A 25,639-nucleotide genomic window follows, 5' to 3' on the forward strand; every position below is an offset into this window, starting at 1 on the left:
GATGCCTAGATACAAGAATGATTTTGATGAAAAGCCAAACTATCCAGTTTGGCTTTTTTATTGCCTTTTCTTTGGCTAAACCTCGTTATCAAGACCCTAGCGTGATAATCGAAGAGTACATCTGCTGCGGATCTGATTGACGGCTGAATCGCGCTTGAAAGCTCTCCACCACATAATCAATAAAGGCGCGTAACTTTTGCGACTGCTCTTTGTGGTAGGGGTAAACGATATACAGCGCATGCTTTTCCATCTGCCATTCAGGGGTAATCTCAACCAATTCACCGGATGCTAATTGAGGCTCAACAAAGAAGTCTGGCAACAACGCAACCCCATGTCCGGCACATGCCGCTTGGGTGAGCGCCAAACCACTATTGACGGTGTAAACACTTGCAGGCAGATCAACTTCCAGTACCTCACTGCCATTTTGAAATGTCCAGCGGCGAGACGTTGAAGAGAGGCTATAGCTAAGTAAGCGATGGTGTATCACGTCACTTGGTGATTGAAACGGCTGCGACTCTTCAAGGTATTGAGGGGAAGCGCAAAGTACACGGCGGATATCCAATAGTTTGCGCGAACGTAGGCTAGAGTTACCCAATTCGCCTCCACCACGAATGGCAATGTCGACCCCTTGCTCAATCAAATCAATATGTTCATCATTCATCACTACTTCGATGGACAGTTCTGGATGCAGCTTCATAAATTCGCAGATGATGGGGTTTAGCTCTATCAACCCTAATGACATCGGCATGCTGATTTTGAGTACGCCCTTTAATGTGTGGGAAGACTCAATCACTGAGCGGTCTGCGTTGTTGAGTGCATCGAGAACCTGACACACTTGTTGATAATAGAGCTGACCATTATCGGTAATGTGTAAATTGCGAGTAGTACGGTTAATCAGAGGGCTTTTCAAATAGCTCTCTAATTCATTAATGTTCTTACTTATTGCTGCTTTTGAGAGATTTAAATCTTCTGCTGCCGCGACGAAGCTACCGAGCTCCACCACTCGACGAAATACGGTTAATGCTCTGATCTTATCCACGCATTAGTTTCCTCATGTTTTTATTGTTCACTAATGGTGAACTATATAGCCACTATTATAGTGTTTATTCACTGATGGGAGTTAATTAATATCACCTCATTCACTGAGTGCCCGACATAAGTAGGGGCAAACGTAATTAGGATTCCACTATGAAAAAGATCGTCGCATTTACTGGTAGCAACAACAGCCAATCAATCCACAGCCTATTGGTTCAAGCGTTGGCAAACCAAGCTACACAAACAGAAGTAAACACCATTGACCTAAATGACTTTGAATTGCCAATGTACGGTTTGGACGTTGAAGGTCAGGGCATCCCAGAAAACGCACACAAACTGCGTGCAACGTTAAACGAATACGATGCGATCATCATTGCATCACCAGAGCACAACGGCTCAATGCCAGCATTCCTGAAAAATGCGATTGATTGGCTATCGCGTGTTGCACCTCAAGGTACGTCTTTCTTTGGCGACACTAAGAAACCAGTTCTACTGGTGAGCACATCACCAGGTGCAAACGGCGGCGCAACTAACATCAAAACCATGGCGGAGTTGATGCCTTGGTGGGGTGGCTATGTGAAAAGCACATACAGCCTAGGCGGCTTCTACGACAAGTTCCAAGATGGCAAATTTGATGCTGCGACCTCAGCGGAACTGAGTGAGCTAATGATGTCTTTCGAGAAGTCTCTGTAAGTTATCTATACTCGCATAAGTAGTGATTTATCAGGGTAGCTAATCAAGAAAGGTAGGTAAGGGATGGCGGTATTAGAACAAGGCGTTTGGTATCCAAACAAAGACGCAAGTGAACTGACAGCAGAAGATCAATTCGCGTTACCAAGTCAGATCGAAGCGGGTCGTTATCACTTGTATATGTCGTTGGCTTGTCCATTTGCCCATCGCCCTTACCTAGTGATCAAGTACCTTGGTTTGGATGAGGTCATTTCCGTCTCTTCCGTTGCTGCGAAACGCTACAGCAATGGTTGGGAGTTTGATGACGCACATCCTGATCCTCTATACCACGCGGATAATCTAGCGGCGTTGTATGTGAAAGCGAAAAGCGATTACACCGGACGTGTGACCGTCCCTCTACTGTGGGATAAGCAAAATCATGCAATTGTGGGCAATGATTCAGCCGCAATGGCAATGGACCTCGCTACGCGTTGGCTGCCTTTGGCAAAACATCCGGAGGAGTTGGTACCAGCCGCATTGCGTGAAGAGATCGAAAGCCTAAATCGATGGCTTCACAGCAATGTGAATGGCAAGGTGTATCAAGTCGGCTTTGCAACCACGCAAGCGCAATATGACCAAGCGAGTGAAACCTTGTTTGATGCGCTAGAGCAGCTGGATAAGCGTTTGGGGCAGTCGCGCTACTTACATGGCGACGACGCTACCCTATCAGACTTGTTCTTGTTGCCAACATTAGTGCGCTTCGAGGCGGTGTATGAAGTGCACTTCAAAGCCAACAAAAAGCCCCTAAAGGCGCACCAAAACTTGTATCGTTACATGCTGGATTTGGTTGTCGATGAACGCATTCGCAGCACAATCGATATTGATTACATGAAGCTGCATTACTTCTTCTCGCACAAGCACATCAACCCAAATGGGATTGTGCCCGCAGGACCTGAGATTGAGTGGATCTAATTCGAATCTAATAAAGAAAGCCGGAGATTACCTCCGGCTTTGTTTTTATAGCTGCGCCGTAATTTCCTCTATCTCTTGCTGCCATTGCTTTTGCATCGCTGGTTTTTGATGTTTGGGTTTTCGCCCCAAATCGGCTTCCAGCAAGCTTTCCAGCTCCAACAGTCTTTCCAACATTTGCTCTTCGGATTGCTCATCAGATGCGGTGTTTGTTTCCATCGACATTACTTCATTACAATGATGCGATATGGCTGATTTGGGAGCAGTATCAGTTACGCGTTGATACACTTCTTCCGCGCTTAAATACTCCGTCAGTAAGCCATTTTCAATAAACCAGAATCGATTACAGCTTTGCTCTATCAGGCTTCGGTCGTGACTCACCAATAAGGCGGCACCCTCGAAGTTTTGCAAAGTTTCAATCAACTCCTCTTTGCCTTCCATATCCAAATGGTTGGTCGGTTCATCTAAAAACAGCATGTGATAACGAGCGAGGGTTAAGCCGACAAACAGCAGCCTTGCTCGTTCTCCACCACTTAGACTGATTACTTTCTGCTCGTGTCTTGCGTACTCAAATCCTGCACCAATTAGCGAACGTTTTGCCTGTTCACTGCTGATGCTGGCAAACGACTGCAACGCATCTGTGATGGAGTGAGCATCGTCGAGTTGCCTTAGAGATTGATCGTAGTAACCCAAGCGACAGCGATCGTGGAAAGTCACACTCTCATGTTGGTTGCTTAGGTCGGTTTGGATGGCTTCATACTGATGATAAAGCAGGTTCAACAACGTCGATTTGCCGCAACCATTACTGCCTAGAACGGCAATTCGGTCGCCACTTTTGACGCGCATTTCTGCCATATCAAACAAGTGATAATCACTGTTTGGTGGCGTTACCGATAAAGGCAAAACCTCTAACAGTCGATTTGCTGGCATTGACTCACCTTGAAGTTGTAGCGCCCACGGTGTGCCTTCTGTCAGTTCGGTTTGTTCTTCCTCTAAACGTTCTTTGCGCGCAAACATCGTCTTGGCTTTTCGAGCAAGATCTTCGTTGTCGTAGACTTTGCCCCAAGTGGCTAAACGCTTGGCGCTTTTTTCGATTCGGTCGATCTCTTTCTGCTCGCTGGCATGGCGAAGTTGATCGGTTTCATCTTTCTCTTTCAATGCTTGTCTTGCTTGAGAACAAGGTAAAGAGAAATGATGCAAAGAGCGATCTCGCATGACCCAAGTGGTGTTGGTGACGCGATCGAGTAAGGTTTGATCGTGAGATACCAATACGAATGAGCCTTTCCAGTTTGATAGGAATTGCTCTAACCAAAGGAGCGATGGCAAGTCCAAGTGGTTGCTTGGTTCATCCAGAAGCAGTAAGTCAGGTTGATGGATAATCGCACGAGCAAGCAGGAGTCGCATTTGCTGACCTCCGCTGCAATTCTCAACCGGCATGTGTCGTTCTGTGTTTGAAAATCCGAGTTCATCCAATAAGAGTTCGGCGCGCCAGATCTCATCATCGGATAAGGATTCCGCTAACGCATCTAAGACAGAATGTGTGCTTAAAGACTCAGGTAAATGCTGCTCAACATAACGCATCAAACATGAACTGGCTTTGGCAACCGTGCCTTGGCTTGGTTCAAATTGACCGCTAAGCAGTTTGAGTAGGGAGCTTTTACCACAGCCGTTATGACCGATAAGACTAATTTTGTCGCCACGATGAATCGTAAACGTCAGGTCTTTGAAGATTGGTGTTGCTGTGTGAGAAAGGGTTAGTGATTGTGCAGTTAAAAAAGTACTCATAGTGTTCTCAAGAATTTTGGGCGTAAGACGCCGTTGTCATAGCTGACAATAATTCTTCGAGCTTGAGGGAAAGTACTCGGGTGACGTGTTTTCGTCGAAAGGTAATTATTCGCTCAAGTCGAGATTATCGCAGCGCGAAATCTGAAACTCTTGAGCGGTCCTTCATGCCATAAAAACGTGGGTTGATTGAACACCACAAAGACATAAATTCCTCCTTAATTTCGTTGTAAGTGTTGCCACTTTTGGTTGATAGATGCGCTAGATTCTAACCCTAAAAGTGGCAATGTACAGATAGCTTGATGAAAAAATGATGAGAGGATCACTGAGCTATCACGTGCTTTTAGCGATATAAGCTGAACTTCTTGGTCAATTCTCGAAGAGTTTCAGTCTCGCCGAACAAACAAATGCCCAAATACTCTAATTCAGCTTCCGGCGTGTTTTTGGTGGTTTGTTGTTGTACTTCAGAGCCGCCTTCTACCATTGTGTGAGTAAAATCGGAGAAGAGGATGCCTTTATCGAGTGCTTCTTGGCGAAGCTTTCTGATTTTGTTGGAGTTGTCCGCTCTCAAGACGATAAACGGATAGTGGGAGATATTTGGATGAACATTGCCGTCGAGGTCGTGATAGTCGGTATAGACTGCGTCGCCATCAGAAAGTTGATTCGCAAGGCTTACACTCAAGTGTCCTAATACGTTAACGGCGCGTCCCACTTCGACTTTTTTGCTGATGACGGCAACAAATCGTTTTTGGTTTTCGTCGGGAAGTTGATTCATGGAGTACCTCGTTTCTCTAATAATCTGGCTATTGTTTAAGTGTCTCCATTGTATTTCCTCGCACGCGCAATTTTGTTTCTAACATTGCTGTCGAAAAGCCAAGTTTGCAATAAACGAATGATTTAATCGTTTTTCATGCAATAAGATTCCCCCAGAGTTTACAAATAGACAAGGCACCAACGGACTGTCGGTGCCTTAGGTCGAGGATGAACCAAGTTCTATTGTTTGTTTAGCTCTGCCGCAGTATCAACAAAGATACCTTGGATGTCTTTCGCTTCACGTTCTGTTTGACCACCGTGTTTTAGGAACGCGTCGATGATCGCCGCGGTTTTTTGCTCTTTTGCGCGCTCTAAGAAGTAACGCAATTCTAGCTCTGTACCTGCGTCTTCATCTTTGATAGAGGTTGCGATGATCTCTTTGTACATTACGATGTCACGTACTTCTAATTGACTAATCACGCCCAATGTTGCCGCTAAGAACCCATCCAACTCTGCTTTAGGAACAAACTGAGTAATGATGTTTAACTGCTCCGCTTGTTGTGCCGTAAAGTCGTTACCAAGTAGCAGTGCTTGAAGCGCTTTGTTTTTGCCCATGCGACGAGCGAACTGCACCGCACCTTGACCACCCGTTGGGATGTTGACGTGAATCTCTGGCTGAGCAAATGCTGCGTTTTCAGTGCCGTATGCCAAGTCACACGCCATCACAAACTCATTACCGCCGCCACGAGCCACACCATCAACCACAGCAACCGATACCTGTTTCATCGCTTTGATGTTGGCAATCATGTGGTTGAATTCAATTGATGCTGCCTGACCACCTTGTGTGCCGTTGATAACGTTCAAATCTAAATGCGCCAAGAAGAAAGACTCATGAAGTGATTTGAATGCCACAACTTTCGTATCGCAGTTATCTTTAAGTGATAGGACAAATTCGTTGATTTCATTAATCAAATCGATAGTCAGTACATTCACTGGTGGGTTGTTGATTTCAACAGTAGCGATGCCGTTTTGTTGTGTGATTGATAGAGTTTTCATAGCTGTTTCCTCAGCGTTAGTAAGATCAGCAGACCTCAGTAACGCGAATTTATTGGTTTGGTATTGAGGAGGTTTGTCTCTCTCCCGTTGTGTGCAGCTACTATAGATTTGTTATAAGATGATAAAAATAAGCTAAATGGCACATAATTGGTGCTATAAAAGCAACAATAGTTTTGTAGGTAAGACGTTATGGATTTCTCTAGTCGTTTATTGCTGTTACTTGAAGTGGTCGAACTTGGCTCGTTCACCAAGGTATCAGAACAGAAGAATGTGGACCGTTCGGTGATCTCAAAACAGATCAGCCGTTTGGAAGAGGAGCTGGGTGTTCGATTGCTCAACCGAACCACGCGCTCTTTATCATTGACGGCAGCAGGGAGCGAAATGGTCAATCAAGCCAAATCTCTTCGGTCACTTCTCAGTGATACTCACCGTTTAGCGCAGAATTATCACGAGGAGCCTCGTGGTGTCTTGCGCATTACCAGCTCGACCATGTTCGGACGTCAATACGTTCAAGATGCGATTTCAGTGTTTCAACAACAATACCCAGATGTGGAGTTTGAACTGCGCTTAGAAGATCGCATGGTTGATATGGTGCAAGAGGGCTTTGATATTGGCTTCCGAATTGGACGACCTAAAAATTCAAGCTTGATTACCCGTAAGATTGCACGAAGTCGCCTGTTGATTGTTGCCGCTCCTGCGTTTTTAGAAAAACATGGTGAGGTGAACTGTCTGGAGAAGTTGGAATCTTTACCCGCCACTATTTACGCCGCCCCAGGTTTGTTATTCGATAAATTCGGCTATCAAGATGAGCAAGGTAAACAACAGTACTTTCAGCTTAATGTCGCTTATAAAGTGAATGATGTGGAAATGTTAGCAAGAAGCGCAGCTGGAGGAAATACGCTTGCTGTAGTGACCGCACAGATGGTTCAAGACGAAATCAAACAAGGCAAGTTGGTGCCGATCATGACGCACTTGAACATTGATGATTTCGGAACCTTTTACGCCGTGTATCCGCACCGAGATGCACCGATTAAAACCAAGTTATTTATAGACACACTCAAATCTATTGTGGGAGAAGAGACACCCATTTGGGAGAAGAACATCCCAAACTTCGACAAGATGTATGGAAGAGGGAAGTAGAGCTATTAAGCGACTAGACTTCACCATATTAATCTAAACAAAAGAGGCTCGACGGAGCCTCTTTCACATTGCTTTTAAATGTGAGTTTGAATCTAAACTAAAATGCGCTCAACTTGCTCAATAACATACGAATCTTCTAGCGCTTTACCCAACATCAATTGATGGTTCAGTAGTCCTAGCATAAGGGTATAAAGCGATTCTTTGTGTTGCGCTGAAACGTAGTTTTCTAGCATCGTCATGTACTTTTGATTCGCAAGTAACATGCATGGATCGGTAGCTATGTTTTCTTGTCCAATCACATCAATGTAATCAGAGACAAGCTTCATTTCTTGGAAGAAACGCGGAGCCATTTGCTGAAAGATCAATACGAAGTTTTCGATTTGTTGCCCTGTATTCGCTTCACTTGAGTTTGGTCTATCTGCTAGCACTTCTGCATCAAAGTTGACGATGGCCTCTGTTGCGGCTTTGAATAGTTCATCCTTACTTTTGTAATAGTGATAAACCGCACTTTTGCTCATTCCTAACTGTTCGCACAGCTGTCTCATACCAATATTTTTGTAACCGAACTCAAGGAATACTTCGGTTGCTTTTAAGGCAATTTCTCTACGTCTGCTCTCATGATCGACGATCTTCGGCATGGTTTTCTTCTCAGCTTTTATTACCGCAATGCCCCGCAGTATAACACAAGATCTTTTATTTAGACCGAGTGGACAAAAAAGATCTTTACCTAGCTCTCAAAGCGTACTAATTTAAAAAGACCAAGTGGTCGAAATAAGGTTTTAGTATGAAAATTGATTGGAGTGTTCCTCAAGCAAGAGCGGGTTTCTGGGGGGGAATTGATAAGCTGATTGGTCCGGGTGCAACGAAAGCAGAAAAGAATTTACAGCTGTATGTCCCTTTTGCTGCTGGTTTTGTCGTGGTGATTTATGCGTACTTTGCACAACTGGGTTGGACTACTACTCAATATGTTATCGCGGGCTTGCTCACAGTGGATATCATCGGCGGCATTATTACCAATGCGACGTCTACGGCAAAGCGCTGGTTTCATCGTGAAGGACAAGGTTTTAAGCAGCACATGAGCTTTATTCTGACTCATTTCGTGCAGCTTTCTCTCTACAGTTGGGCGTTCTTGAATTTCGATATCATGTGGATTGTTGTGATCGGTGGTTACATGGTTCTGGCATGTAGCCTAGTCATGAAAACACCGTTGTATTTACAACGTCCTGTGGCGCTAACTCTGTATTCTCTGAGTGTGATTATTTCGATTTATTGGGCACAAGCACCACAAGGTTTGGAATGGTTTTTACCGCTGTTCTACCTAAAGTTATTGGTGAGCCACGTATTGCGTGAAGAGCCATACCGACCAGAGCAAGAATAGGACGTCATGTTATGAAAACGCACCCTCGAATTTTAATTGCGGGCTCAACGGGGTACTTAGGCTCGAATATTGTTGAGCTACTCCTCTCTGAGCACATTGATTTTAAAACCATTGCGAGAAACAAAACCAAATTACTCGCAATGGGTGTGGAAGAGTCACAAGTGATAGAGGTGCAGGTTACTCATCCCGATGAGCTAAAAGGTGTTTGTGAGGGTGTGGATGTTGTTATCTCATGTTTGGGCATTACTCGCCAACAAGACGGATTAGGTTATTTGGATGTCGACTACCAAGCAAATTTGAGCTTGCTTGAAGAAGCAGAGCGAGCAGGCGTCGGTAAATTCATCTACATCTCTGCGTTTAATGCTCGGAAATATCCTCAAGTTCGTCTTTTAGAGGCGAAAGAACGCTTCGTGAGTCGGCTTCTGCAATCAACAAAATTAACCCCTTGTGTGATTCGCCCGAATGGTTTTTTCTCTGATATTACCGAGGTGTACAACATGGCGAAATCAGGTCGAGTATTTACTTTTGGTGATGGTGAAAAACTGCTTAATCCCATTCACGGAAAAGACTTGGCGAGGTTTTGTGTAGAAGCGATTGAACGAAATGACACAGAACTCGATGTCGGTGGTCCAGATGTTTTGTCAGTCAATGATATTGCTAGGCTTGCGTTCAAATCTCAAAACAAAGTGGAGAAAAATACGCACCTACCGGACTTCCTGCGCAGAGCTGGGTTATCGATAGTACGTCACTTGCCGGAGAAATGGGGCGGTCCTGCTGAGTTCTTCCTGACCATGTTAGGAGGTGACAATATCGCACCGACTTATGGTCATCATCGACTGGAAGACTACTTTGGCGAGCTGGCTTCAACCGATAACGACTAGATTGTGAAAAACAAAAAGCACACGAGAGGTGTGCTTTCCGTTCAGTTGGCTAGGTAGGAGCTAAGTCGTGCTACTTCGCTTGTTGCATCTCAACTAAACCACCTGCGTTATGAAGGTTGGTAAACCCTTGTGATTGTAGGTACTGATACGCTTGCCCTGAGCGATTACCACTGCGGCAGTAGAGCACGATTTGCGTGTCTTTATCGACATTAGCAAAGTGTTTATCTAACTCTGAAAGCGGGAAGTTAACCGCATTGTCTAAGTGACCATCCGCGAACTCTTGTGGCGTGCGTACATCGACAATCATTGCGCCTTGCTCAATCCAATGCCAACCCTGCTCAGCACGTTCAGAAGCCAATACCGATGGTGCGGTGAAAGCTAAGCTCAAACAAGTGAATACAATCGGAAGTAGTTTTTTCATTGAGTTCCTTTCCTCAAGGTCAATTGCCCTTAATCGTTCTGATAAAGATTATACGTGCGATTATCAAACTTCGATGTGGCATCAGTCGAAATGTCGTAATTCAGCGGGTTATGACTTTAACCCTAACATGGCACCAAACACCAATAAGCCAGCACCACATGCTTGATTCAACCTATGTTTCACGCGCAGTAATAAGCTCTGTAGTCGCGGTGAGGTAAATAAGATGGCAACCATAGAAAACCAAATCCCGTGTAGCGCAATCATGTAGACACCGTAACCTAAAGCTAGGTGCTGTGATGCTGCATTCGGGTCGATGACTTGGCTAAAGATACTCAAGAAGAACAACATGGTTTTTGGGTTAAGTACGTTGCACAAAAAGCCTTGGAAAAAGAACTGCCAAATGGAGATGCTTTCTTGTGTTTCACTCTCTATCTTCTGCTGAGAATCAGCTCCAAAGATTCCTTTCAATCCGAGATAGATCAGATAAGCCGCCCCTAGGTAGCGAATCAAACTGAACAGCCATTCGTTCTGTGAGATTAAGTAACTGATACCGAGCAAGGAATAGGTAATGTGTACGGAGATCGCAAGACTAATGCCTACGGCACTCCAAATCCCCGCCCGTCTACCATTGTTGAGGCTGTTTCTAAGAACCAATACAAAATCGGCTCCCGGACTGATGACAATGAGTATACCTAATAAGGCAAGGCTGAAAAGCTCCATAGTGTTTCCTATTTCTTCGTTGTTATGAATGGGGCAATTGTAGGTCGAGAGTTGGGAGACTATAATCGAAACAAATTCTGCTAAGTGTGAGAAAAAGTCACAGATGAGGCATCTTAAATCCTTTCATGTTTTCCATGTCGCGGCATCGTCTGCGAGTTTTAGTGAAGCAGCAAACAAGCTCAATATTACGCATGGTGCTGTAAGTAAGCAGATCAAAGTGTTGGAAACCTATCTGGCTCAACCTCTGTTCTACAAACAGGGGCGCAATATGTTGCTCACTAAAGAGGGTGAGATGCTGAAAAGCTATACCGAGCAAGCATTCCAAGCGTTGGAAACTGGCATGAACAAGCTGGTGCAGGAGAAGCACCAATACCTTGAAGTCTCTTGTGAGCCAACGTTAACCATGCGTTGGTTGATGCCAAGGCTTTCCGCGTTTAATGATGGTTGTGACGCAGACGTTCGGCTTTCGACTGCGGGAGGACCTGTAACGCTCGGCTCGACAGGGCTTGCTATGGCAATTCGTCGAGATGACTTTGAGCCTTTGTATCACTATCCAAAAACCAAGCTGGTGGAAGAGTGGGTGGGTCCCGTGTTTTCACCTGAATACTGGCAGCAAGTGAAAAGTGATTTGAACTCTGTGAAGCTATTACACAGCCAAACCAGACCTGAAGCATGGCAAGAATGGATGCAGCGCTCTGGTGAAGCGTCGATGAATGGCAAAGCAGAACAGTCTTTCGCACATTTCTATTTCTGCATTCAAGCTGCGGTGGATGGCTTAGGCGCGGCGATGGGCTCTTATCCTTTGGTGATGGACGATCTCAAACGTGGCAACCTTGTCGCACCATTTGGTTTTGTGCCGTCAGGGCATGACTATGTCTTATTGACTCAAGACAAGGCTCGCTCAGAACTGGAACAAAAATTTGTCCATTGGCTGCAAAACCAAATGGCGGAGTGTGTGCCTTGCACCTAAGAAACAAAGAGAGACCCTAGCCAGGGCGCACTGAGTTACCTAGAGTGGTTGAATACGTGCTACATAATGGAAATTTAGGAAATGGAAAACCTCAATATTGTTGAAATTAAATCTTTTGTTCCTGCGAAAGATTACGAGCTATCAAAGCGTTTTTATCAGGCGTTGGGTTTTGAGATGCCTTCGGATTTTGGTGGTGTGGCGTACTTCTTCAAGGGCAGTTGCTCATTCTTGTTGCAAGATTTTTATGAGCCAAAACACTGCAATAATTTCATGATGCATTTGTTGGTGGAAGATGTTGCCAGTTGGCATGAACATGTTTCGAGTGTCGATCTGGAGTCTTTCGGATCCAAGATGACGGAACTGGTTGATCAACCTTGGAAGATGCGAGAGTTCTGTTTGCACGATCCTAGTGGCGTGTTGTGGCGCATTGGTCAGAACATCGATTGATTTATTTATGAAAAAAGGTCAGCGCTTGCGAACTGACCTTTGAAGAGGGAAGAGTGATAGAGGCTTATTGAGGTGCTTTCATCGCTTCAGATTGCTCGCCCGTCATCACGAAGTGCAACTCACCACCCGGTTTGAACTCGGAATGGTCGAAGAAGAAACCGTTATCCAAAGCTTTGCCATTGATGGTGACAGACTTGATGTACATGTTGTCATCGGCGTTGTTCTCTGTGGTGATGGTGAACGTGCCGCCTTTCACCGGAATCACTGCTTTGTCAAATAGCGGACGACCCACAGTGTAAATAGGTTCTGCTGCGTTCACTTGGTAGAAGCCTAATGCAGACATCACATACCAAGCGGACATGGCGCCCACGTCTTCGTTACCAACTACGCCTTCTGGGGCAGCGAAATACATGTCATCAAGAATGTGGTCGACGACTTGTTGCGTCTTCCATGGTTCTGCGGTCCAGTTGAATAGGTAAGGAATATGGTGTGAAGGCTCGTTACCAAACGCAACTTGACCAATCAAACCAGACATATCCGGTGTTTCAGTGCCTTGGCTTTCTGCGGTGAAGGTTGCTTCTAGGTTTTTCTGGAACTCAGCATCGCCACCCATGATGGTTTTTAAGCCCGCGATGTCATGCGGTACAAACCAAGTCCACTGCCACGCGTTACCTTCGGTGTAGTTGCCTGTCTCGTGTTCTGTGCCGTATGGGTCGAATGGCGTCATGAAGGTTTCATCAATCATCACTGGGCGCATAAAGCCCGTCACGCCATGTTCTGCGTATTCTGTTGGGTTGTAATCGAAGTATTTTTTGTAGCCTTTTGAGCGTTCAAGGTATTGCTCTTCCGCTTTAGTATCACCGGCTGCTTTGGCAATTTGTGCGATAGCCCAATCGTAGAACGCGTTTTCCAGACCGTAAGAAACAGACTCAACCGTGTAGTCTTCAAAGACTGGTTCACCATCGACACGTTGGATGGCAGGCGTGAAGCCGTTTTTCTCAATGTAATCGATGTGCTTGGTTAAAGTGCGATCCAATACGCCCTGATCCCAATCGGCTTGCAGTGCCGGGTAGTTGTCGTAAGTCGAAGAGTCGATCGCGGCTTTCAGCGCCAGCTCTTTCTCTTGTTGAGTAAACTCTTCTGGGAATTTGGTCATCGCATCCGCAATCACTGCTACCGCTGGGTAGCCAACCATGGTGCCTGTTTCGTCACCTAAGTGCTCCCACTTCGGCAGCAAGCCGCTTTCAGTGTACTTCTGAACTAGGTTCTCCGCGTATTGCACCGCGCGAGTTGGCTCTGTGATGGTTTTTAGTGGGTGTAACGCGCGTTGGGTATCCCATAGAGAGTAAACCGAGAAGTTTGGCTGTTCTTCCGTTGCTTGACCGTAAGCGATGGAGTATTCCCCTTCGCCTTCACGAATTGAGCCTTTGCCCATGCCACGGAATCGACCATCCACGTCTTGATGCACCATAGGCGCAATCTTGGTGTGGTAAAGCGCAGTGTAGAAGATCTCTTTCTGATCTTCCGTGCCCCCTTCAATTGAGAAGTTGAGTGCTTTAGCCCATTTCTCGCGTGCATTGTTACGCGCAGTATCGAAAGAGACATTCGCTTCGGCATCGTAGTTGTTTTCTGCGCCTTGTGGGTCAACCGCAGATAACGCCACTTGCGCATTCAACTCTTGTGAGCCTTCATCTTCAAATTCGATGTAGGCAGTGACGTCCGCTTTGACACGCTTGATGGCATTACCTTGGTCATCGTAAATCAATTCAGAAACGTGCTCTGCCGTTAGGCCGTCAACAGGCTTACCATTAGCAAGGATGTAGACGTCTTTGATCTTCTTATCGAAAGTCGCATAGAAGAAGATTTTTTGGTTTTTAGCCCAACCAGAGAAGTGCGCTGCGTCGCGCTCGCCCGTGATAGTATGACCGTCTTCGCTCACCGTCAGTTTGTTGCGCAGAGAGGTCGAACCCCAGTCACTGTTAAGGATGGAGTTGAGGTCTATCTTCAGACGTTGTGGTTGACCTTGTGGGTAGGTGTAGCGGTGGAAGCCGACACGTTCAGAAGCTGTAAGCTCAGCTTTGATACCGTTCTCTGCAATTTTCACCGAGTAGTAACCCGCTTCTGCCACTTCAGAGGTTTTGTCCATCTTGACTGAAATCGCTTCGCGGTAGTCGTCGCTGTCTTCGATGTATTTAGCTTTATCTTCGGTAAACGGCAGGAACAAAATGTCACCTAAACCGCCCATCCCCGTGCCAGATAGGTGAGTGTGGGAGAAGCCAAATAAGGTCTTTTTATCGAAGTGGTAACCTGATGAAGAGTGCCAGCCGATCAGCTCGGTATCTGGAGAAAGTTGCACCATGCCTTCTGGCACAACAGGACCCGGGAAGGTGTGCCCGTTAAAGCCGGTACCAATGAATGGGTCGACGTATTTTAGGTTGGAAGTATCGACGCTTGGTGAGGTGTTATCGTCGTCATCGTTGCAGCCAGCCAAACCAATAACACTTGCAATCACAGCGGTGGCGATAGCGGTTTTCGTAAAGTTCATAATCTTGATTCCTTAGGCAGGAAGCGCGTCACTTCCTGCCACTGAGTTAATCTCTCTGCTTATTCTTTAAACACGAATTACATAAAACGTTACTGAGCTTGAAGCGCTTCTTGCTTGTCACCCGTCATGACGAAGTGAAGCTCGCCGCCCGCTTTGATTTCGCTGTGCTTGAAGGTGAAGTTGGCATCCAGCGGTTTGCCGTTGATGGTTACAGACTTCACGTACTTGTTGTGTGGGCTGTTGTTGTCTGCGATGACAGTGAATTCGCCGCCTTCCACTGGAATGGTGATTTCATCAAACATAGGACGACCGATGGTGTAGACCGGAGCCGCAGGCGTCACTTGGTAGAAGCCCATTGCCGACATCAAGTACCAAGAGCTCATCTGACCCACGTCTTCGTTACCAATCAAACCAGTTGGCTCGCTGGTGTACATCTCTGACATGATGCGGTCTAGGTACTCTTGCGCTTTCCATGGTTCATCCGTTAGCGCGTATAGGTAAGGAATGTGGTGCGATGGCTCGTTACCGTGCATGTACTGACCGATGTAACCCGTTAGGTCTGGCAGCTCTTCACCTGTGTTTGAAGAACGCGCATTGAATAGCTCATCCAAGTCTTCACGGAATGCTTTCTCTGGCGTGGTGTCTTTGCCTTGCGCCAAGTCTGCTTGGTAGATTTCTTGTTTCAGACGGTTGAAATCGTGCATTGGTTGGAACTTCCATTGCCACGCGTTCCCTTCGGTGTAGGCAAACTCGTCCACGTAGTAAGGGTCAAATGGCAGTAGTGGGCATTTCTCTTTCATCACGCCTGAGCCTTCTGGCCACTCAACCATTTCACACTCATCCAAACGCTCTTCATCAATCGGCTGGTTGAACTCCAAAGGCGGTTTGTTTGGTGATGAGCTTAGTGGGTGGTTTTTCGGACGTAAGAAGCCTGTCTCTGCATCCCAATGGTTAAGCCAGTTGTCGGCACGAGTCATAAACTCTTCTTGCAGTTTTACATCGCCAGCCATGCGCGCGATTTCTGCCATTGCCCAGTCGCCGTAAGCAAACTCAAGCGTGTAAGACGCACTGTTCCAGTAGCCGTGATGAACAAAGCCGTTTTCTTCGTACACTTTCACTTGCACAACGTTTGCTGCGCCGATGTTGTTGTCTTCCGTCCAATCTGGGAATTCAGATGCCTCGTGGTAACGCACCGTAAACTCAGCCGCTTCTTTGGCCAGTTGTGGGTCGATGTCTAAACCTTTCGCCATCGCGTCAGCAATGATAGAGACCGCAGGGAAGCCGATCATAGTGCCAGTGTAATGGCTGTGCAGTTCCCATTTCGGCAAGATGCCACCGTCTTCGTATTTACGAATCAGGTCGTTGGCAAACTCTTCGGCACGTTCTGGGTCGATGATGGTTTTCAGTGGATGTGCGGCGCGGAAGGTATCCCACATGGAGTACACGGAGTAGTTTGGTGTGTCGCCCGCGTCTTTTTGAATGCGAGTACGCATCGCAGGGTATTGACCGTCGACATCTTGGAAAATCATTGGCGCGATAGAAGCGTGGTAAAGCGCGGTGTAGAAGATCTCTTTTTGATCTTCTGTGCCGCCAGATACCATCATGCGGCTAAGCTCTTGGTGCCATGCATCGTTGGCTTGAGCGCGCGCAGTATCAAATGACACGTCTTTCGCTTCTGCCTCTAGGTTCTTCTCCGCACCTTCTGTGCCTGTGGGTGACAAGCCTACTTGGATTTCTAGCGGTGTTGATGATGGTGCGAATTCTAGGTAAGCGATGGTTTTCACTGCGTCGATGTTGTCGTTGTTTACATCGATTTCCGTTTCTGCGCCGTCAACTAAAGCAATGGCTTTGACGATAGGTTGGTTGAAGGTGGCGTAGAAGTACACGTGTTGGTTGTTCGCCCATCCGTTTGAGCTACGTAAACCGCGAATGGTGTAAGCGTCGATAAACTCCAAATCGCCCTTCATGGTGCGGTTGTTGAAGTGACCTTTGTTGAGAGTGTGGTCTAAATCGAACTTGATGTGTGGCGTAGTGCCTTCTTTGAAGGTGTAGCGGTGGAAGCCAACACGTTGCGTGGTGGTTAGCTCAGCTTTGATTTCGCCTTTGTTCAGTTCAACCGCGTAGTAGCCCGCTTCTGCAGTTTCGTTGTCTTTATCGAAGGTATTGAAAACGGCGTTTTCTTTCTTGGTAAAAGGCAGAACTAAGATATCACCAAGATCGGTAATGCCTGTGCCAGAAAGGTGAGTGTGGGAGAAGCCATACACTGGGATTTCAGTCAGCTTGCCGTGGTCGAAGTAACCCGCAGCAGAACCCCAGCCTTCCATTTCGGTATCAGGAGAAAGTTGTACCAAACCGTAAGGCACAACCGCCCCTGGGAAGGTGTGACCATCTGCGCCTGTACCAATCAATGGATTGACGTATTGAGTTAGTGTGGTGTCGAGGGATGGAGTACCAGATTTGCTGTTGTCGTCATCACTGTTACAACCAGCAAGACCAAACATGGCAGCGAGTATAGCGGTAGAGATAAGGGTTCTTTTTAGTTTCATTTTTATGGTTCCACTGAAGTGAAGTTTTTTAGGGGGCTAGGTGCCCCCTTTCGTTATTTGGATAGGTGTCGACTACTGCGCTTTCATCGCTTCAGATTTGTCTGAAGTCATGACGAAATGCAGTTCACCACCGTCTTTCAAATCGCTGTGCGCGAAGCTGAAGTTGTCACTCAATTGTTTGCCGTTGATGGTCACCGACTTCACGTAGATGCTCTCTTGGCTGTTGTTTTCTGAGGTGATGGTGAATTTACCGTCCGCGACTGGAATCACGGCTTTGTCGAACAGAGGACGACCGATGGTGTAGCTTGCTTCGCCCGGTGTGACTTGGTAGAAGCCCAGTGCAGACATCACATACCACGCCGACATCTGACCGACGTCTTCGTTGCCAATCAGACCTTCATGCGTTGGGTGGTAGAACTCGTTCATCGCTTGGTCGACGATTTCTTGTGTCTTCCAAGGCTCTGCCGTCCAGTTGTATAGGTAAGGCACGTGGTGATCAGGCTCGTTACCCATCACGAACTGACCGATGTAGCCCGACATATCGTGTGATTGGCTCGTATCAGCGTTGGAGTCCGCATTAAACAGCGCATTCAAGTTAACGAGGAATGCCGCTTTGCCTTGTTCGGTTACGTCTTCAGGAAGAGAGAAGTCAGTACGATCGATGTGCTCGCCACCCATCACGTTAGCCAGACCATTCAAGTTGTGCGGTGCAAACCATGTCCATTGCCATGTGTTGCCTTCGGTAAAATCTTCACCTCGGTGCTCGGCGCGGTAAGGCCAGAACACGTCACTTTCGTTGAGTGCTTTGCGGTCTTTACACGCGTTGTAGTCCATACCGTCTGGGATAGACAGCGCCATGTTCTCGTCCAAACATTCGGCTTTCAGGTTGTTTGCCCAAACCTTGCTGCCACTGTTCATGTAAGCCGGACGCATAAAGCCCGTCGCACCCAATGCGTTGCCTTTGGTGTCTTGCAGTTTGCCGTATTGCTCTGGGTTGTAATCGAAGTAGTTCTTGAACGATTCAGAGCGCGCCATGTAGCGGTCGTACTGTTGGTCGTTGCCCGCGAGTTTAGCGATCTGGGCGATACACCAGTCGTAGTAAGCATTCTCAAGACCGTAAGAGACCGACTCGTTCACGAGCTCGTCGTACTTATCGACTTTCAAGCCTTCCACGTAACCCGGTTTGTCACCAGAATCCGGCGCCCATTTGGTGTTAGCTGGAATAAAGCCGACGTCTTCTTGGTAGTCGTTATGACGTGTCATGACCGTGAAGCGTTTGTCACCGTTCCAAGCGTCTTGGTAAGGCACCCAACTTTCAGTTTTATCAAGGTTGAAGTTGACCGTTTCGTCAGCGGCTTTCAACGCCAAATCAAACTCAGCTGCGGTAAAGGCTTCTGGGTGTTTGACCATGATATCGGCAATAACCGAGACCGCTGGATGACCGACCATTTCACCGGTGTAATCCGAGTGCAGTTCCCATTTTGGTAATACGCCGCCCGTTTGGTATTTGTTCAATAGATCGCGTGCGTGTTCAATTGCGCGGTCTTTATCGATGATGGTTTTCAGTGGGTGTGCGGCGCGGAAGGTATCCCACATTGAGTACACTGAGTAGTTCACTAAGCCATCTTCTGCTTGGTGCACTTTGCCATCCATGCCACGGTATTTGCCATCCACATCTTGATATAGGAATGGAGCAACGAACGTACGGTAGAGCGAGGTGTAGAACATGGTTTTGTCGGCTTTGTTGCCACCTTCCAGTTCAAACTCGCCAAGGATGTTTTCCCAAGCCACGCGGTTTTGTTGTACGACATTGTCGAAGTCCCAACCGTTGGTGTCTGCTTCTAGGTTTTTCAGTGCGCCGTCAACACCAGTGCCAGAAATCGCTACTTTGACCACCAATGGCTCATCGCTCTTACCAAAGTTCAAATGCGTCAGGACATCGTTTGCGCGTTTCGCCAAACGTTCTGGGTCAGGTTCTGGTTCGCCCGGCATTGGTTTGTGCTCTGCGTAGCCACGGTAATCTTCCAAGCCGATTTCGGTAGCGTCAGTTGGAGTGAGTTTGCTCTCAGAAGCCAGCTTGGTGTACAGGTTCTCTTCAATGATTGGATCAGAGAATTCTGCCGCGAAGAACACGGTTTGCCATTGACCCCATTCGTTTGAGGTACGCGCGCCTACGATTGTGGTGTCATTAACGCGTTTGTAGTAGATGCTGCGAGAATGGTTGCCGTATTGCTCCAACAGCTCGTGTTGCAGGTCGATACGTACTTTGCGGTCTTCACCCGGCTTGAAAGTGTAACGCTGGAACGCCACGCGGTCGGTTGCCGAAAGCTCAGCTTTTACGCCGGTTTCTACAAGATCAACCGAGTAGTAACCAACCTCTGCCACTTCCGAGCTTTTATCCATGGTTACGGCATCGGTATTGAAGCCTGTGTATGGCAAGAAAGCGAAGTCGTTTAGGTCGCCTTTACCAGCGCCAGAAATGTGGGTCATTGAGAAGCCAGAAAGCAGGCTGTGCACAGGATCGTATTCGACTGGTGAGCCTTTGCCATTCCAACCGTTTGGATCGAAGTTATCTGGGGACGGTTGAATCATACCTTCTGGCATAACTGGAGAAGGGTTAACGTTGCCAAGACCTTTAGTGCCGATCAAGGTATCAACGAATTCCAAAGTAGGGGTAGAGATAACTGGAGTTTCTGGATCAGAGTCGCTGCCACAACCAGCAAGACCAAGCATGGCGGTTAACACTGCGGTAGAGAGTAGGGTTCTTTTTAGTTTCATTTTTTTATTCCACGAGAAAAGGGGACACGAAGTCCCCTCAAAATCATTATTCGCCTAGGTTGGCTTGCATTGCTTCAGACTTGTCAGCCGTCATCACGAAGTGCAGTTCGCCGCCTGCTTTGAATTCGCTGTGCTGGAAGGTGTTGTACACATCCAAAGGCTTACCGTTGATGGTTACTTCTTTGATGTACATGTTGTCTGGACCGTTGTTCTCAGCCGTTACCGTGAAGGTGCCAGAGCCAATGTCTACCGTCGCTTTGTCGAAGATTGGACGACCGATGCTGTAGGTTGGATCGGTTGGCGAGATTTGGTAGAAGCCCAGTGCTGACATCAAGTACCACGCCGACATTTGACCTACGTCTTCGTTGCCGATGATGCCGTCTGGCGTCGGTTTGTAGAACTGGTCATAAACTTGGTCTAGGTATTCCTGCGCCTTGTAAGACTCTTCAGTACGGTTGTACAAGTAGATGACGTGGTGCGAAGGCTCGTTACCGTGAATGTACTGACCGATGTAGCCTGTCATGTCTTGGTGTGCTTCGCCGCCATTTGGATCGGCAGTAAATAGGTTATTCAGCTTGTCGTTCAGACCTTGCGTGCCGCCCATGATTTCAGTCAGCTTGTCTAAGTCTTGCATAAACGCCCATTGCCACTGCCACGCGTTACCTTCTGTGTAGTAGAACGCGTCAGACTTGTAAGGGTCGAAGTCAGTTGAAGCGTATTTCAGTGCACATGGGTCACCTTCTTTCAGTTCGGTCGGTACAAAGAAGCCCGTGCCGTCTGCGTTGCCTGCTTCTGCATCCCAGTGTTTCAGAGAGTTGTAAGAACGAGCTTTGAACTCTTCATACGCGTCCATATCGCCAGCAGCCTTCGCCATTTCTGCGATCGTCCAATCGTAGAATGAGAATTCCAACGAGTACGACACTGAGTTCCAGTTCGGATAACGAACACACTGTTCTTTCTCGTGGTAATTCAGCTGACCTGCCATAAGTGAGCTTAGGATGTCGTCATGAATCTGTGGGTACTCATGCGGTGTGTAGCGTGCTGATTTTACTGATGCGGTGTAAGCTTGCTCTGCATCAATCAAGCCTTTGGTTACCGCATCGCCTAGAATTGCTGCCGATGGGTAGCCGATCATGGTGCCGGTTTCTGAGCCGTGACCTTCCCATTTCGGCAATAGACCAAACTCGTCGTTGGATTTACGAATCAAGTCTTTCACGTATAGCGTTGCTTGGTCTGGGTCGATGATGGTCCACATTGGGTGAACCGCGCGGAACGTATCCCACGTTGAGTAAATCGAGTAGTTTGGTGTATCGCCATCTTTCAGTGTGCGCACCGTGCCAAGCATATCCACGTATTGACCATCCACATCGTAGAACTCGATTGGCGCGATCATCATGTGGTACATGCCAGTGTAGAAGTTGGTTTTCTCTGCGTCTGTGCCGCCTTCTACTTTGATTTTCGCCAGCTTCTCAGCCCACGCGTATTCTGCGTCTTCTTTTACTTTTGCTAGGTCGAAACTTGGTGCTTCCGCTTCTAAGTTTTTCTGTGCGCCTTGCCAGTTAACTGGAGAGATACCAACACGGATTTCAATTGGCTCTTCGCCTGTGCCGAAGTTTAGGTAAGCGGTCAGATCATCGCCGGAGTAAACCGCGCCATCACGCATTTCGCGCGTTGGTTCTTTGTCTTGTTCACCCAATAGTGCTTTGGCGATTGGTTGGTTGAATTTCGCGTAGAAGAAGATGTCTTGACCTTGGTGATCTTGCCCTTGGAACCAGCCTGTTGAGGTTTTACGACCGCGAATGGTGTATTCGTCCACCACTTCTACTTTGTTCTTCAAAGACTTGCCGTTGTTGTTCATTAGGGTATGGCCCAAATCGAACTTCACGTTGCGGTCTGCGCCATCTGCAAAGGTGTATTTGTGCAAGCCAACGCGCTTGGTTGCGCTCAGTTCCACTTCGATTTGACCTTGGTTTAGCTTGGTTTTGTAGTAGCCTGCGCTTGCTTCTTCATTGGCTTTGTCGAAAGAGTTCAGCTGTGTGTTCGCCATGTCTGCGTATGGCAGAACCAAGATGTCGCCTAAGTCCGTTGCGCCTGTACCTGAAAGGTGAGTATGGGAGAAGCCGTACAGCGGAACGTCAGTGTTAACCACTTCGCCAGTTTCGTAGTTAGATGAATCCCAGTAGCCAGAAGCCGAGTGCCAAGGGTTAAGCCCTGATTCATGGTCTGTGTTAGAGCCGATGAAAGTATCTGGAGACAGTTGAACCATACCTGCCGGTACCGTCGCGCCCGGGAATGTATGACCAGAAGCTGCTGTGCCGATCATTGGATCGACGTATTTCAACACCGCGAGATCAACAATTGGATCGCCCGGCAGTGAAGAGGAAGAATCGTTGTCGCTGTTACAGCCAGCCAAGCCACCCGTCAGACCAACCAGGATAGCCAAAGAGATAAGATTACGTTTAAACATGTGCATACCGTTTTGTCGTTATTCGTATATAAAAAGTGTTTATAAGAGACTGTTTATAAAGGACTGCTTATAAAATTTGCTTGTAGGGATAGCCGGGAGATGCGCTCCCCCGGCTGAGTTGTCACTATTGGGATTAACGAGAACCTGCTGGCATCTCGTCTTCATGCAAGAACTCACCGATGCCTTGTGCTGGTGGAAGATCTTGCTCTAAAGAGCCCCAACGTTGATTTGGTTTGTCGCCCATCACGAACTCCAACTCACCGCCGTACATGATTTCGTCATGAGTTAGGTAAGTGCGGTTGAAGTCTTTGCCGTTGTAGCGAGCCGACTGAATGAAGATGTTTTCGCGGCTAACGTTCTTCGCCGTAACCGTGAACTTCTGGTTGTTGCCGACATCGATAGACGCGCTTTCAAACAGCGGAGTACCGATTTCGTAGATGCCAGAAGAAGCGTTCACTGGGTAGAAGCCAAGTGCACGGAACACAAACCACGCAGAGAGCGTACCGAAGTCGTCGTTACCACAAATGCCATCAGCGGTGTTCTTGTAGCAAATGTTGGTTGCTGCGGCGATGGCTGCCTGACCTTTCCAAGGTTGACCGACGTAGTTGTACAAGTACGGCACGTGGATATCTGGTTCGTTACCTTGAACGTGCTGACCAACGTTACCTGTGTTGAACACTGGGAATTGGTTGTCGCCTGCGTTGCGGTCTGGGTAGGTTGACCAGTACTCATCCAAGCGCGCTGCAAACAAGTCACCGCGTTCTGCTTCAGGGTTTTGTGTCTTGTCGAAGCGCGTCATCAGGTCAATCAAGCCATGAATGTCGTGCTGAACACTGAACGAGTATTGCCAGCCATTCGATTCAGAGAATGCCCAGTTAAACATGTCTGGACGCCAGTCTTTACCAACCGCGCGACCAGTGATTGGGTCTACCCAACCTGCATCGATAAACTCGCCATCGTAGTCACGGGCTTTGAACCAACCTTGGTATTGCTTACCGCCGAAGTCGAATTGTGCTTGCCAGTTTTTAGAACGGTTAGCGAACTCGGTGTAGCGTGGATCTTCTTCACCGAACACTTCTTTGATCGATTGTGCGATTGCCCAGTCGTTCATTGAGTATTCAAGCGAGTAAGATGCTGTCCAAGAGTCTTTAAATGGTGAGTGACCGCCGTAAGAATCTGGTGGAGTGTCGTGCAATTGCGCTGGCACGTAACCTTGTTCTTCGTACTCTTTGATCCATGCTACGCCTTGGCTCGTTGCGGCGCGTGCGTCTGTGATCATCGCTTCAACTAAACGTTCTTTAACGTCTTTGCGCTCCGCTTCTGTGAAGCCAAGGTCGAGCATGCGTTTTTCTAGTGAGCCTTTCGACAACACATCATGAATCACAGGCGTTGAGTGCATGCCCATCATCATGCCTGTTTCGTTGCCTTTGAATGTCCACTCAGGCAGGCGACCTTTGCGCACGTTGCCTTTGTCATCCACCCATTCTTCTTCGGCGTAAGACAGCATAGACAGCACCACGTCGGCTAGACGGTCAGGCTCAAGAATCGAAGATAGCGGTTGAACTGCGCGGTAGGTATCCCACAAAGAGAAAGTGTCGTAGCGCGTGAAGTCTGCTTTGCCATCTTTGTTAGCATCGGCAGTGCGGATCGACTCTTTCAGCGTATCAATCTTATCGCCCCAAGGTGTGTTGCCATCTGGGTAAGCGTTACGACCTTGGTGAACTTGGCGGTAGCGACCATCTAAGTCAGAGTGAATGGTTTGACCTAGGTACGAGTGGTACATCGCGGTGTAGAACGTCTGTTTGTAATCTTCGTCGCCAGAGACTTGGATCTTGCCGAGTTCGTCTTCCCATTTTTTCGTTGCCGCTTCGCGTACTTGGTCGAAGTTCATGCCCGCAACTTCTGTCATGTTAAGAGAAGCACCAGACTTGCCGTTCTCGCCGATCTCAACGTTTGATAGCGCTAATTTCGCTTCAACCGTTAAGCCGTCTTTGGATGTGTCGAACTCAACGTAAGCGCGCGCGTATTGGTACTTGCCGCGTGTTTCGTTACCGATTTCCGTAATGCCTTCTGGCACGTCCATGTAACGACCTTGCTCTTTATCGTAGTAAGCAAAGCGGACGTTTTTGATCGGTTGGTCGAATTCCATCACGAAGAATTCTTTTTGGCTTGGTGCCCAGCCATCAGAGAAACGGTGACCTTCGAGACGGTTATTGTCTTTGTCCCATTTCAAGTAAGAATCTGAGGTGTAGTCCCAGTTAATTTTGAAGCCAGTGTTCACGATGATTTCTGACTTCTCATCACGAGGGAAGGTGTAACGGTGTACACCAACGCGATCCGACGCCGTCAATTCAGCTTTGATGTCGTAATCCAATAGATCGACTTTGTAGTAGCCCGCTGTCGCTTGCTCGTCACGATGTTGGAAGCGAGACGCTTCTAGGTTTAGTGTTGCCGAACCTTCATCAATCATGTAGTCCGAACGTGAGTTGATTGGCATGACGAGAATGTCGTTCAAGTCGCCAGCACCAGCTCCGGAAAGGTGGGTATGAGAGAAACCGGAAGTACGTGCGTCGTGGTAGTAGTAGCCTGAAATGTATTCCCAGCCGTTAGAACCGTTGTTTGGAGAAAGCTGCACCATGCCGTGTGGTGTGGTTGCACCAGGGTAGGTGTTGCCTAGGTTACCTGTGCCGATGAATGGGTTGACGTAGCGTGTTACGTCCATATCGGCGAAATCTACCGGAATGTGAACGCCCATGTCGATTTCAGGTGTTTCTGGGTTTGGCTTGTCATCACAGTCGCCATCGCCAACTGGAGGACATACTGGCTTGCCGCCGTCAGGAATATCCGGCAGCGCAGGGTTGGTGTCACCGCCTTCATAAATGTTGGTTGTGTCGTCGTTACAGCCTGTCAGACCGACTAGACCACTTAAAACTGCGCAAGCGAGTAGGGAAGGTTTGAATTTCATTTTTAAAGCCTTGTAAATTGCAGGGTTATATAATTAAAAAAATCAGGGGTATTACTAAAACTTAAAAACTTGAAATAGAGCCCTTTGGGGGAAAGGGCTCTTAGGGGGAGGAGCTTA

19 protein-coding genes are annotated in these 25,639 nt (G+C 47.5%); 7 read left to right on the forward strand and 12 right to left on the reverse strand.

What is annotated here, in order from left to right; genetic code table 11:
- Nucleotides 1-88: 88 nt before the first annotated feature.
- Nucleotides 89-1,039 (reverse strand): LysR family transcriptional regulator, encoded by a 951-nt coding sequence (locus tag KIO97_RS04690; RefSeq protein WP_285381228.1) that lies wholly within the window; start codon nt 1,037-1,039, stop codon nt 89-91.
- 149 nt (nt 1,040-1,188) lie between these two features.
- On the opposite strand from KIO97_RS04690, the gene KIO97_RS04695 reads away from it, so the two are divergent.
- Both KIO97_RS04695 and KIO97_RS04700 read left to right on the forward strand, forming a co-directional pair.
- Nucleotides 1,189-1,728: an NADPH-dependent FMN reductase gene (locus KIO97_RS04695; RefSeq protein WP_285381230.1), complete on the forward strand. Its 540-nt coding sequence runs from the start codon at nt 1,189-1,191 to the stop codon at nt 1,726-1,728.
- Nucleotides 1,729-1,791: 63 nt separating this feature from the next.
- Nucleotides 1,792-2,676, forward strand: coding sequence for a glutathione S-transferase C-terminal domain-containing protein (locus KIO97_RS04700; protein ID WP_285381232.1), 885 nt, complete (start codon nt 1,792-1,794; stop codon nt 2,674-2,676).
- Between the two features lie 45 nt (nt 2,677-2,721).
- Here the strand turns inward: KIO97_RS04700 and KIO97_RS04705 are convergent, their stop codons facing one another.
- The 3 genes from KIO97_RS04705 to KIO97_RS04715 all read right to left on the reverse strand — a co-directional run bounded on the left by KIO97_RS04705 (nt 2,722) and on the right by KIO97_RS04715 (nt 6,264).
- Complete coding sequence (locus KIO97_RS04705) at nt 2,722-4,458, reverse strand: ABC-F family ATP-binding cassette domain-containing protein (RefSeq protein ID WP_285381234.1); 1,737 nt, start codon at nt 4,456-4,458, stop codon at nt 2,722-2,724.
- A gap of 340 nt (nt 4,459-4,798) precedes the next feature.
- Complete coding sequence (locus KIO97_RS04710; RefSeq protein WP_029788284.1) at nt 4,799-5,230, reverse strand: DUF2000 domain-containing protein; 432 nt, start codon at nt 5,228-5,230, stop codon at nt 4,799-4,801.
- A gap of 218 nt (nt 5,231-5,448) precedes the next feature.
- Complete coding sequence (locus KIO97_RS04715) at nt 5,449-6,264, reverse strand: enoyl-CoA hydratase/isomerase family protein (RefSeq protein WP_285381237.1); 816 nt, start codon at nt 6,262-6,264, stop codon at nt 5,449-5,451.
- Nucleotides 6,265-6,453: 189 nt separating this feature from the next.
- On the opposite strand from KIO97_RS04715, the gene KIO97_RS04720 reads away from it, so the two are divergent.
- The gene (locus tag KIO97_RS04720) at nt 6,454-7,404 is read left to right on the forward strand and encodes a LysR family transcriptional regulator (protein ID WP_285381239.1); all 951 of its coding nucleotides are present in this window, start codon (nt 6,454-6,456) and stop codon (nt 7,402-7,404) included.
- Between the two features lie 92 nt (nt 7,405-7,496).
- Here the strand turns inward: KIO97_RS04720 and KIO97_RS04725 are convergent, their stop codons facing one another.
- Nucleotides 7,497-8,042, reverse strand: a complete 546-nt coding sequence (locus KIO97_RS04725; protein WP_054755494.1) for a TetR/AcrR family transcriptional regulator — start codon at nt 8,040-8,042, stop codon at nt 7,497-7,499.
- Between the two features lie 146 nt (nt 8,043-8,188).
- Here KIO97_RS04725 and KIO97_RS04730 point away from each other — a divergent pair, with 146 nt between their 5' ends.
- Together KIO97_RS04730 and KIO97_RS04735 are read left to right on the forward strand one after the other, a co-directional pair.
- Nucleotides 8,189-8,782: a hypothetical protein gene (locus KIO97_RS04730; protein ID WP_038869120.1), complete on the forward strand. Its 594-nt coding sequence runs from the start codon at nt 8,189-8,191 to the stop codon at nt 8,780-8,782.
- A gap of 11 nt (nt 8,783-8,793) precedes the next feature.
- Nucleotides 8,794-9,663: an SDR family oxidoreductase gene (locus tag KIO97_RS04735; RefSeq protein WP_285381241.1), complete on the forward strand. Its 870-nt coding sequence runs from the start codon at nt 8,794-8,796 to the stop codon at nt 9,661-9,663.
- Between the two features lie 70 nt (nt 9,664-9,733).
- On the opposite strand, the gene KIO97_RS04740 is transcribed toward KIO97_RS04735, so the two are convergent.
- Both KIO97_RS04740 and KIO97_RS04745 read right to left on the reverse strand, forming a co-directional pair.
- Entirely contained in the window at nt 9,734-10,084 is a 351-nt protein-coding gene (locus KIO97_RS04740) for a rhodanese-like domain-containing protein (protein WP_285381242.1), read from the reverse strand.
- Nucleotides 10,085-10,192: 108 nt separating this feature from the next.
- Entirely contained in the window at nt 10,193-10,804 is a 612-nt protein-coding gene (locus tag KIO97_RS04745) for a LysE family translocator (RefSeq protein WP_285381243.1), read from the reverse strand.
- Between the two features lie 103 nt (nt 10,805-10,907).
- Between KIO97_RS04745 and KIO97_RS04750 the strand changes: the two genes are divergently transcribed.
- Complete coding sequence (locus KIO97_RS04750; RefSeq protein WP_285381245.1) at nt 10,908-11,774, forward strand: LysR family transcriptional regulator; 867 nt, start codon at nt 10,908-10,910, stop codon at nt 11,772-11,774.
- A gap of 81 nt (nt 11,775-11,855) precedes the next feature.
- Nucleotides 11,856-12,221, forward strand: coding sequence for a VOC family protein (locus tag KIO97_RS04755; protein WP_285381247.1), 366 nt, complete (start codon nt 11,856-11,858; stop codon nt 12,219-12,221).
- A 64-nt stretch (nt 12,222-12,285) separates the two neighbouring features.
- On the opposite strand, the gene KIO97_RS04760 is transcribed toward KIO97_RS04755, so the two are convergent.
- From KIO97_RS04760 to KIO97_RS04780, 5 genes are all read right to left on the reverse strand, one after another.
- Nucleotides 12,286-14,766, reverse strand: coding sequence for a GH92 family glycosyl hydrolase (locus tag KIO97_RS04760; RefSeq protein WP_285381249.1), 2,481 nt, complete (start codon nt 14,764-14,766; stop codon nt 12,286-12,288).
- An 89-nt stretch (nt 14,767-14,855) separates the two neighbouring features.
- The gene (locus tag KIO97_RS04765; RefSeq protein ID WP_285381251.1) at nt 14,856-17,312 is read right to left on the reverse strand and encodes a GH92 family glycosyl hydrolase; all 2,457 of its coding nucleotides are present in this window, start codon (nt 17,310-17,312) and stop codon (nt 14,856-14,858) included.
- Between the two features lie 72 nt (nt 17,313-17,384).
- The gene (locus KIO97_RS04770) at nt 17,385-20,090 is read right to left on the reverse strand and encodes a GH92 family glycosyl hydrolase (RefSeq protein ID WP_285381253.1); all 2,706 of its coding nucleotides are present in this window, start codon (nt 20,088-20,090) and stop codon (nt 17,385-17,387) included.
- A 46-nt stretch (nt 20,091-20,136) separates the two neighbouring features.
- Entirely contained in the window at nt 20,137-22,557 is a 2,421-nt protein-coding gene (locus KIO97_RS04775; protein WP_285381255.1) for a GH92 family glycosyl hydrolase, read from the reverse strand.
- A 133-nt stretch (nt 22,558-22,690) separates the two neighbouring features.
- The gene (locus tag KIO97_RS04780) at nt 22,691-25,522 is read right to left on the reverse strand and encodes a GH92 family glycosyl hydrolase (protein WP_029854615.1); all 2,832 of its coding nucleotides are present in this window, start codon (nt 25,520-25,522) and stop codon (nt 22,691-22,693) included.
- Nucleotides 25,523-25,639: the final 117 nt, after the last annotated feature.

The organism is Vibrio sp. B181a, assembly GCF_030248375.1.
Lineage (GTDB): Bacteria > Pseudomonadota > Gammaproteobacteria > Enterobacterales > Vibrionaceae > Vibrio > Vibrio campbellii.

Bases quoted from the DNA above. Each gene is read 5' to 3' on its own strand.
- KIO97_RS04695 (WP_285381230.1), top strand. From the start codon at position 1,189: ATGAAAAAGATCGTCGCATTTACTGGTAGCAACAACAGCCAATCAATC.
- KIO97_RS04700 (WP_285381232.1), top strand. From the start codon at position 1,792: ATGGCGGTATTAGAACAAGGCGTTTGGTATCCAAACAAAGACGCAAGT.
- KIO97_RS04705 (WP_285381234.1), bottom strand. From the start codon at position 4,458: ATGAGTACTTTTTTAACTGCACAATCACTAACCCTTTCTCACACAGCA.
- KIO97_RS04710 (WP_029788284.1), bottom strand. From the start codon at position 5,230: ATGAATCAACTTCCCGACGAAAACCAAAAACGATTTGTTGCCGTCATC.
- KIO97_RS04715 (WP_285381237.1), bottom strand. From the start codon at position 6,264: ATGAAAACTCTATCAATCACACAACAAAACGGCATCGCTACTGTTGAA.
- KIO97_RS04720 (WP_285381239.1), top strand. From the start codon at position 6,454: ATGGATTTCTCTAGTCGTTTATTGCTGTTACTTGAAGTGGTCGAACTT.
- KIO97_RS04725 (WP_054755494.1), bottom strand. From the start codon at position 8,042: ATGCCGAAGATCGTCGATCATGAGAGCAGACGTAGAGAAATTGCCTTA.
- KIO97_RS04730 (WP_038869120.1), top strand. From the start codon at position 8,189: ATGAAAATTGATTGGAGTGTTCCTCAAGCAAGAGCGGGTTTCTGGGGG.
- KIO97_RS04735 (WP_285381241.1), top strand. From the start codon at position 8,794: ATGAAAACGCACCCTCGAATTTTAATTGCGGGCTCAACGGGGTACTTA.
- KIO97_RS04740 (WP_285381242.1), bottom strand. From the start codon at position 10,084: ATGAAAAAACTACTTCCGATTGTATTCACTTGTTTGAGCTTAGCTTTC.
- KIO97_RS04745 (WP_285381243.1), bottom strand. From the start codon at position 10,804: ATGGAGCTTTTCAGCCTTGCCTTATTAGGTATACTCATTGTCATCAGT.
- KIO97_RS04750 (WP_285381245.1), top strand. From the start codon at position 10,908: ATGAGGCATCTTAAATCCTTTCATGTTTTCCATGTCGCGGCATCGTCT.
- KIO97_RS04755 (WP_285381247.1), top strand. From the start codon at position 11,856: ATGGAAAACCTCAATATTGTTGAAATTAAATCTTTTGTTCCTGCGAAA.
- KIO97_RS04760 (WP_285381249.1), bottom strand. From the start codon at position 14,766: ATGAACTTTACGAAAACCGCTATCGCCACCGCTGTGATTGCAAGTGTT.
- KIO97_RS04765 (WP_285381251.1), bottom strand. From the start codon at position 17,312: ATGAAACTAAAAAGAACCCTTATCTCTACCGCTATACTCGCTGCCATG.
- KIO97_RS04770 (WP_285381253.1), bottom strand. From the start codon at position 20,090: ATGAAACTAAAAAGAACCCTACTCTCTACCGCAGTGTTAACCGCCATG.
- KIO97_RS04775 (WP_285381255.1), bottom strand. From the start codon at position 22,557: ATGTTTAAACGTAATCTTATCTCTTTGGCTATCCTGGTTGGTCTGACG.
- KIO97_RS04780 (WP_029854615.1), bottom strand. From the start codon at position 25,522: ATGAAATTCAAACCTTCCCTACTCGCTTGCGCAGTTTTAAGTGGTCTA.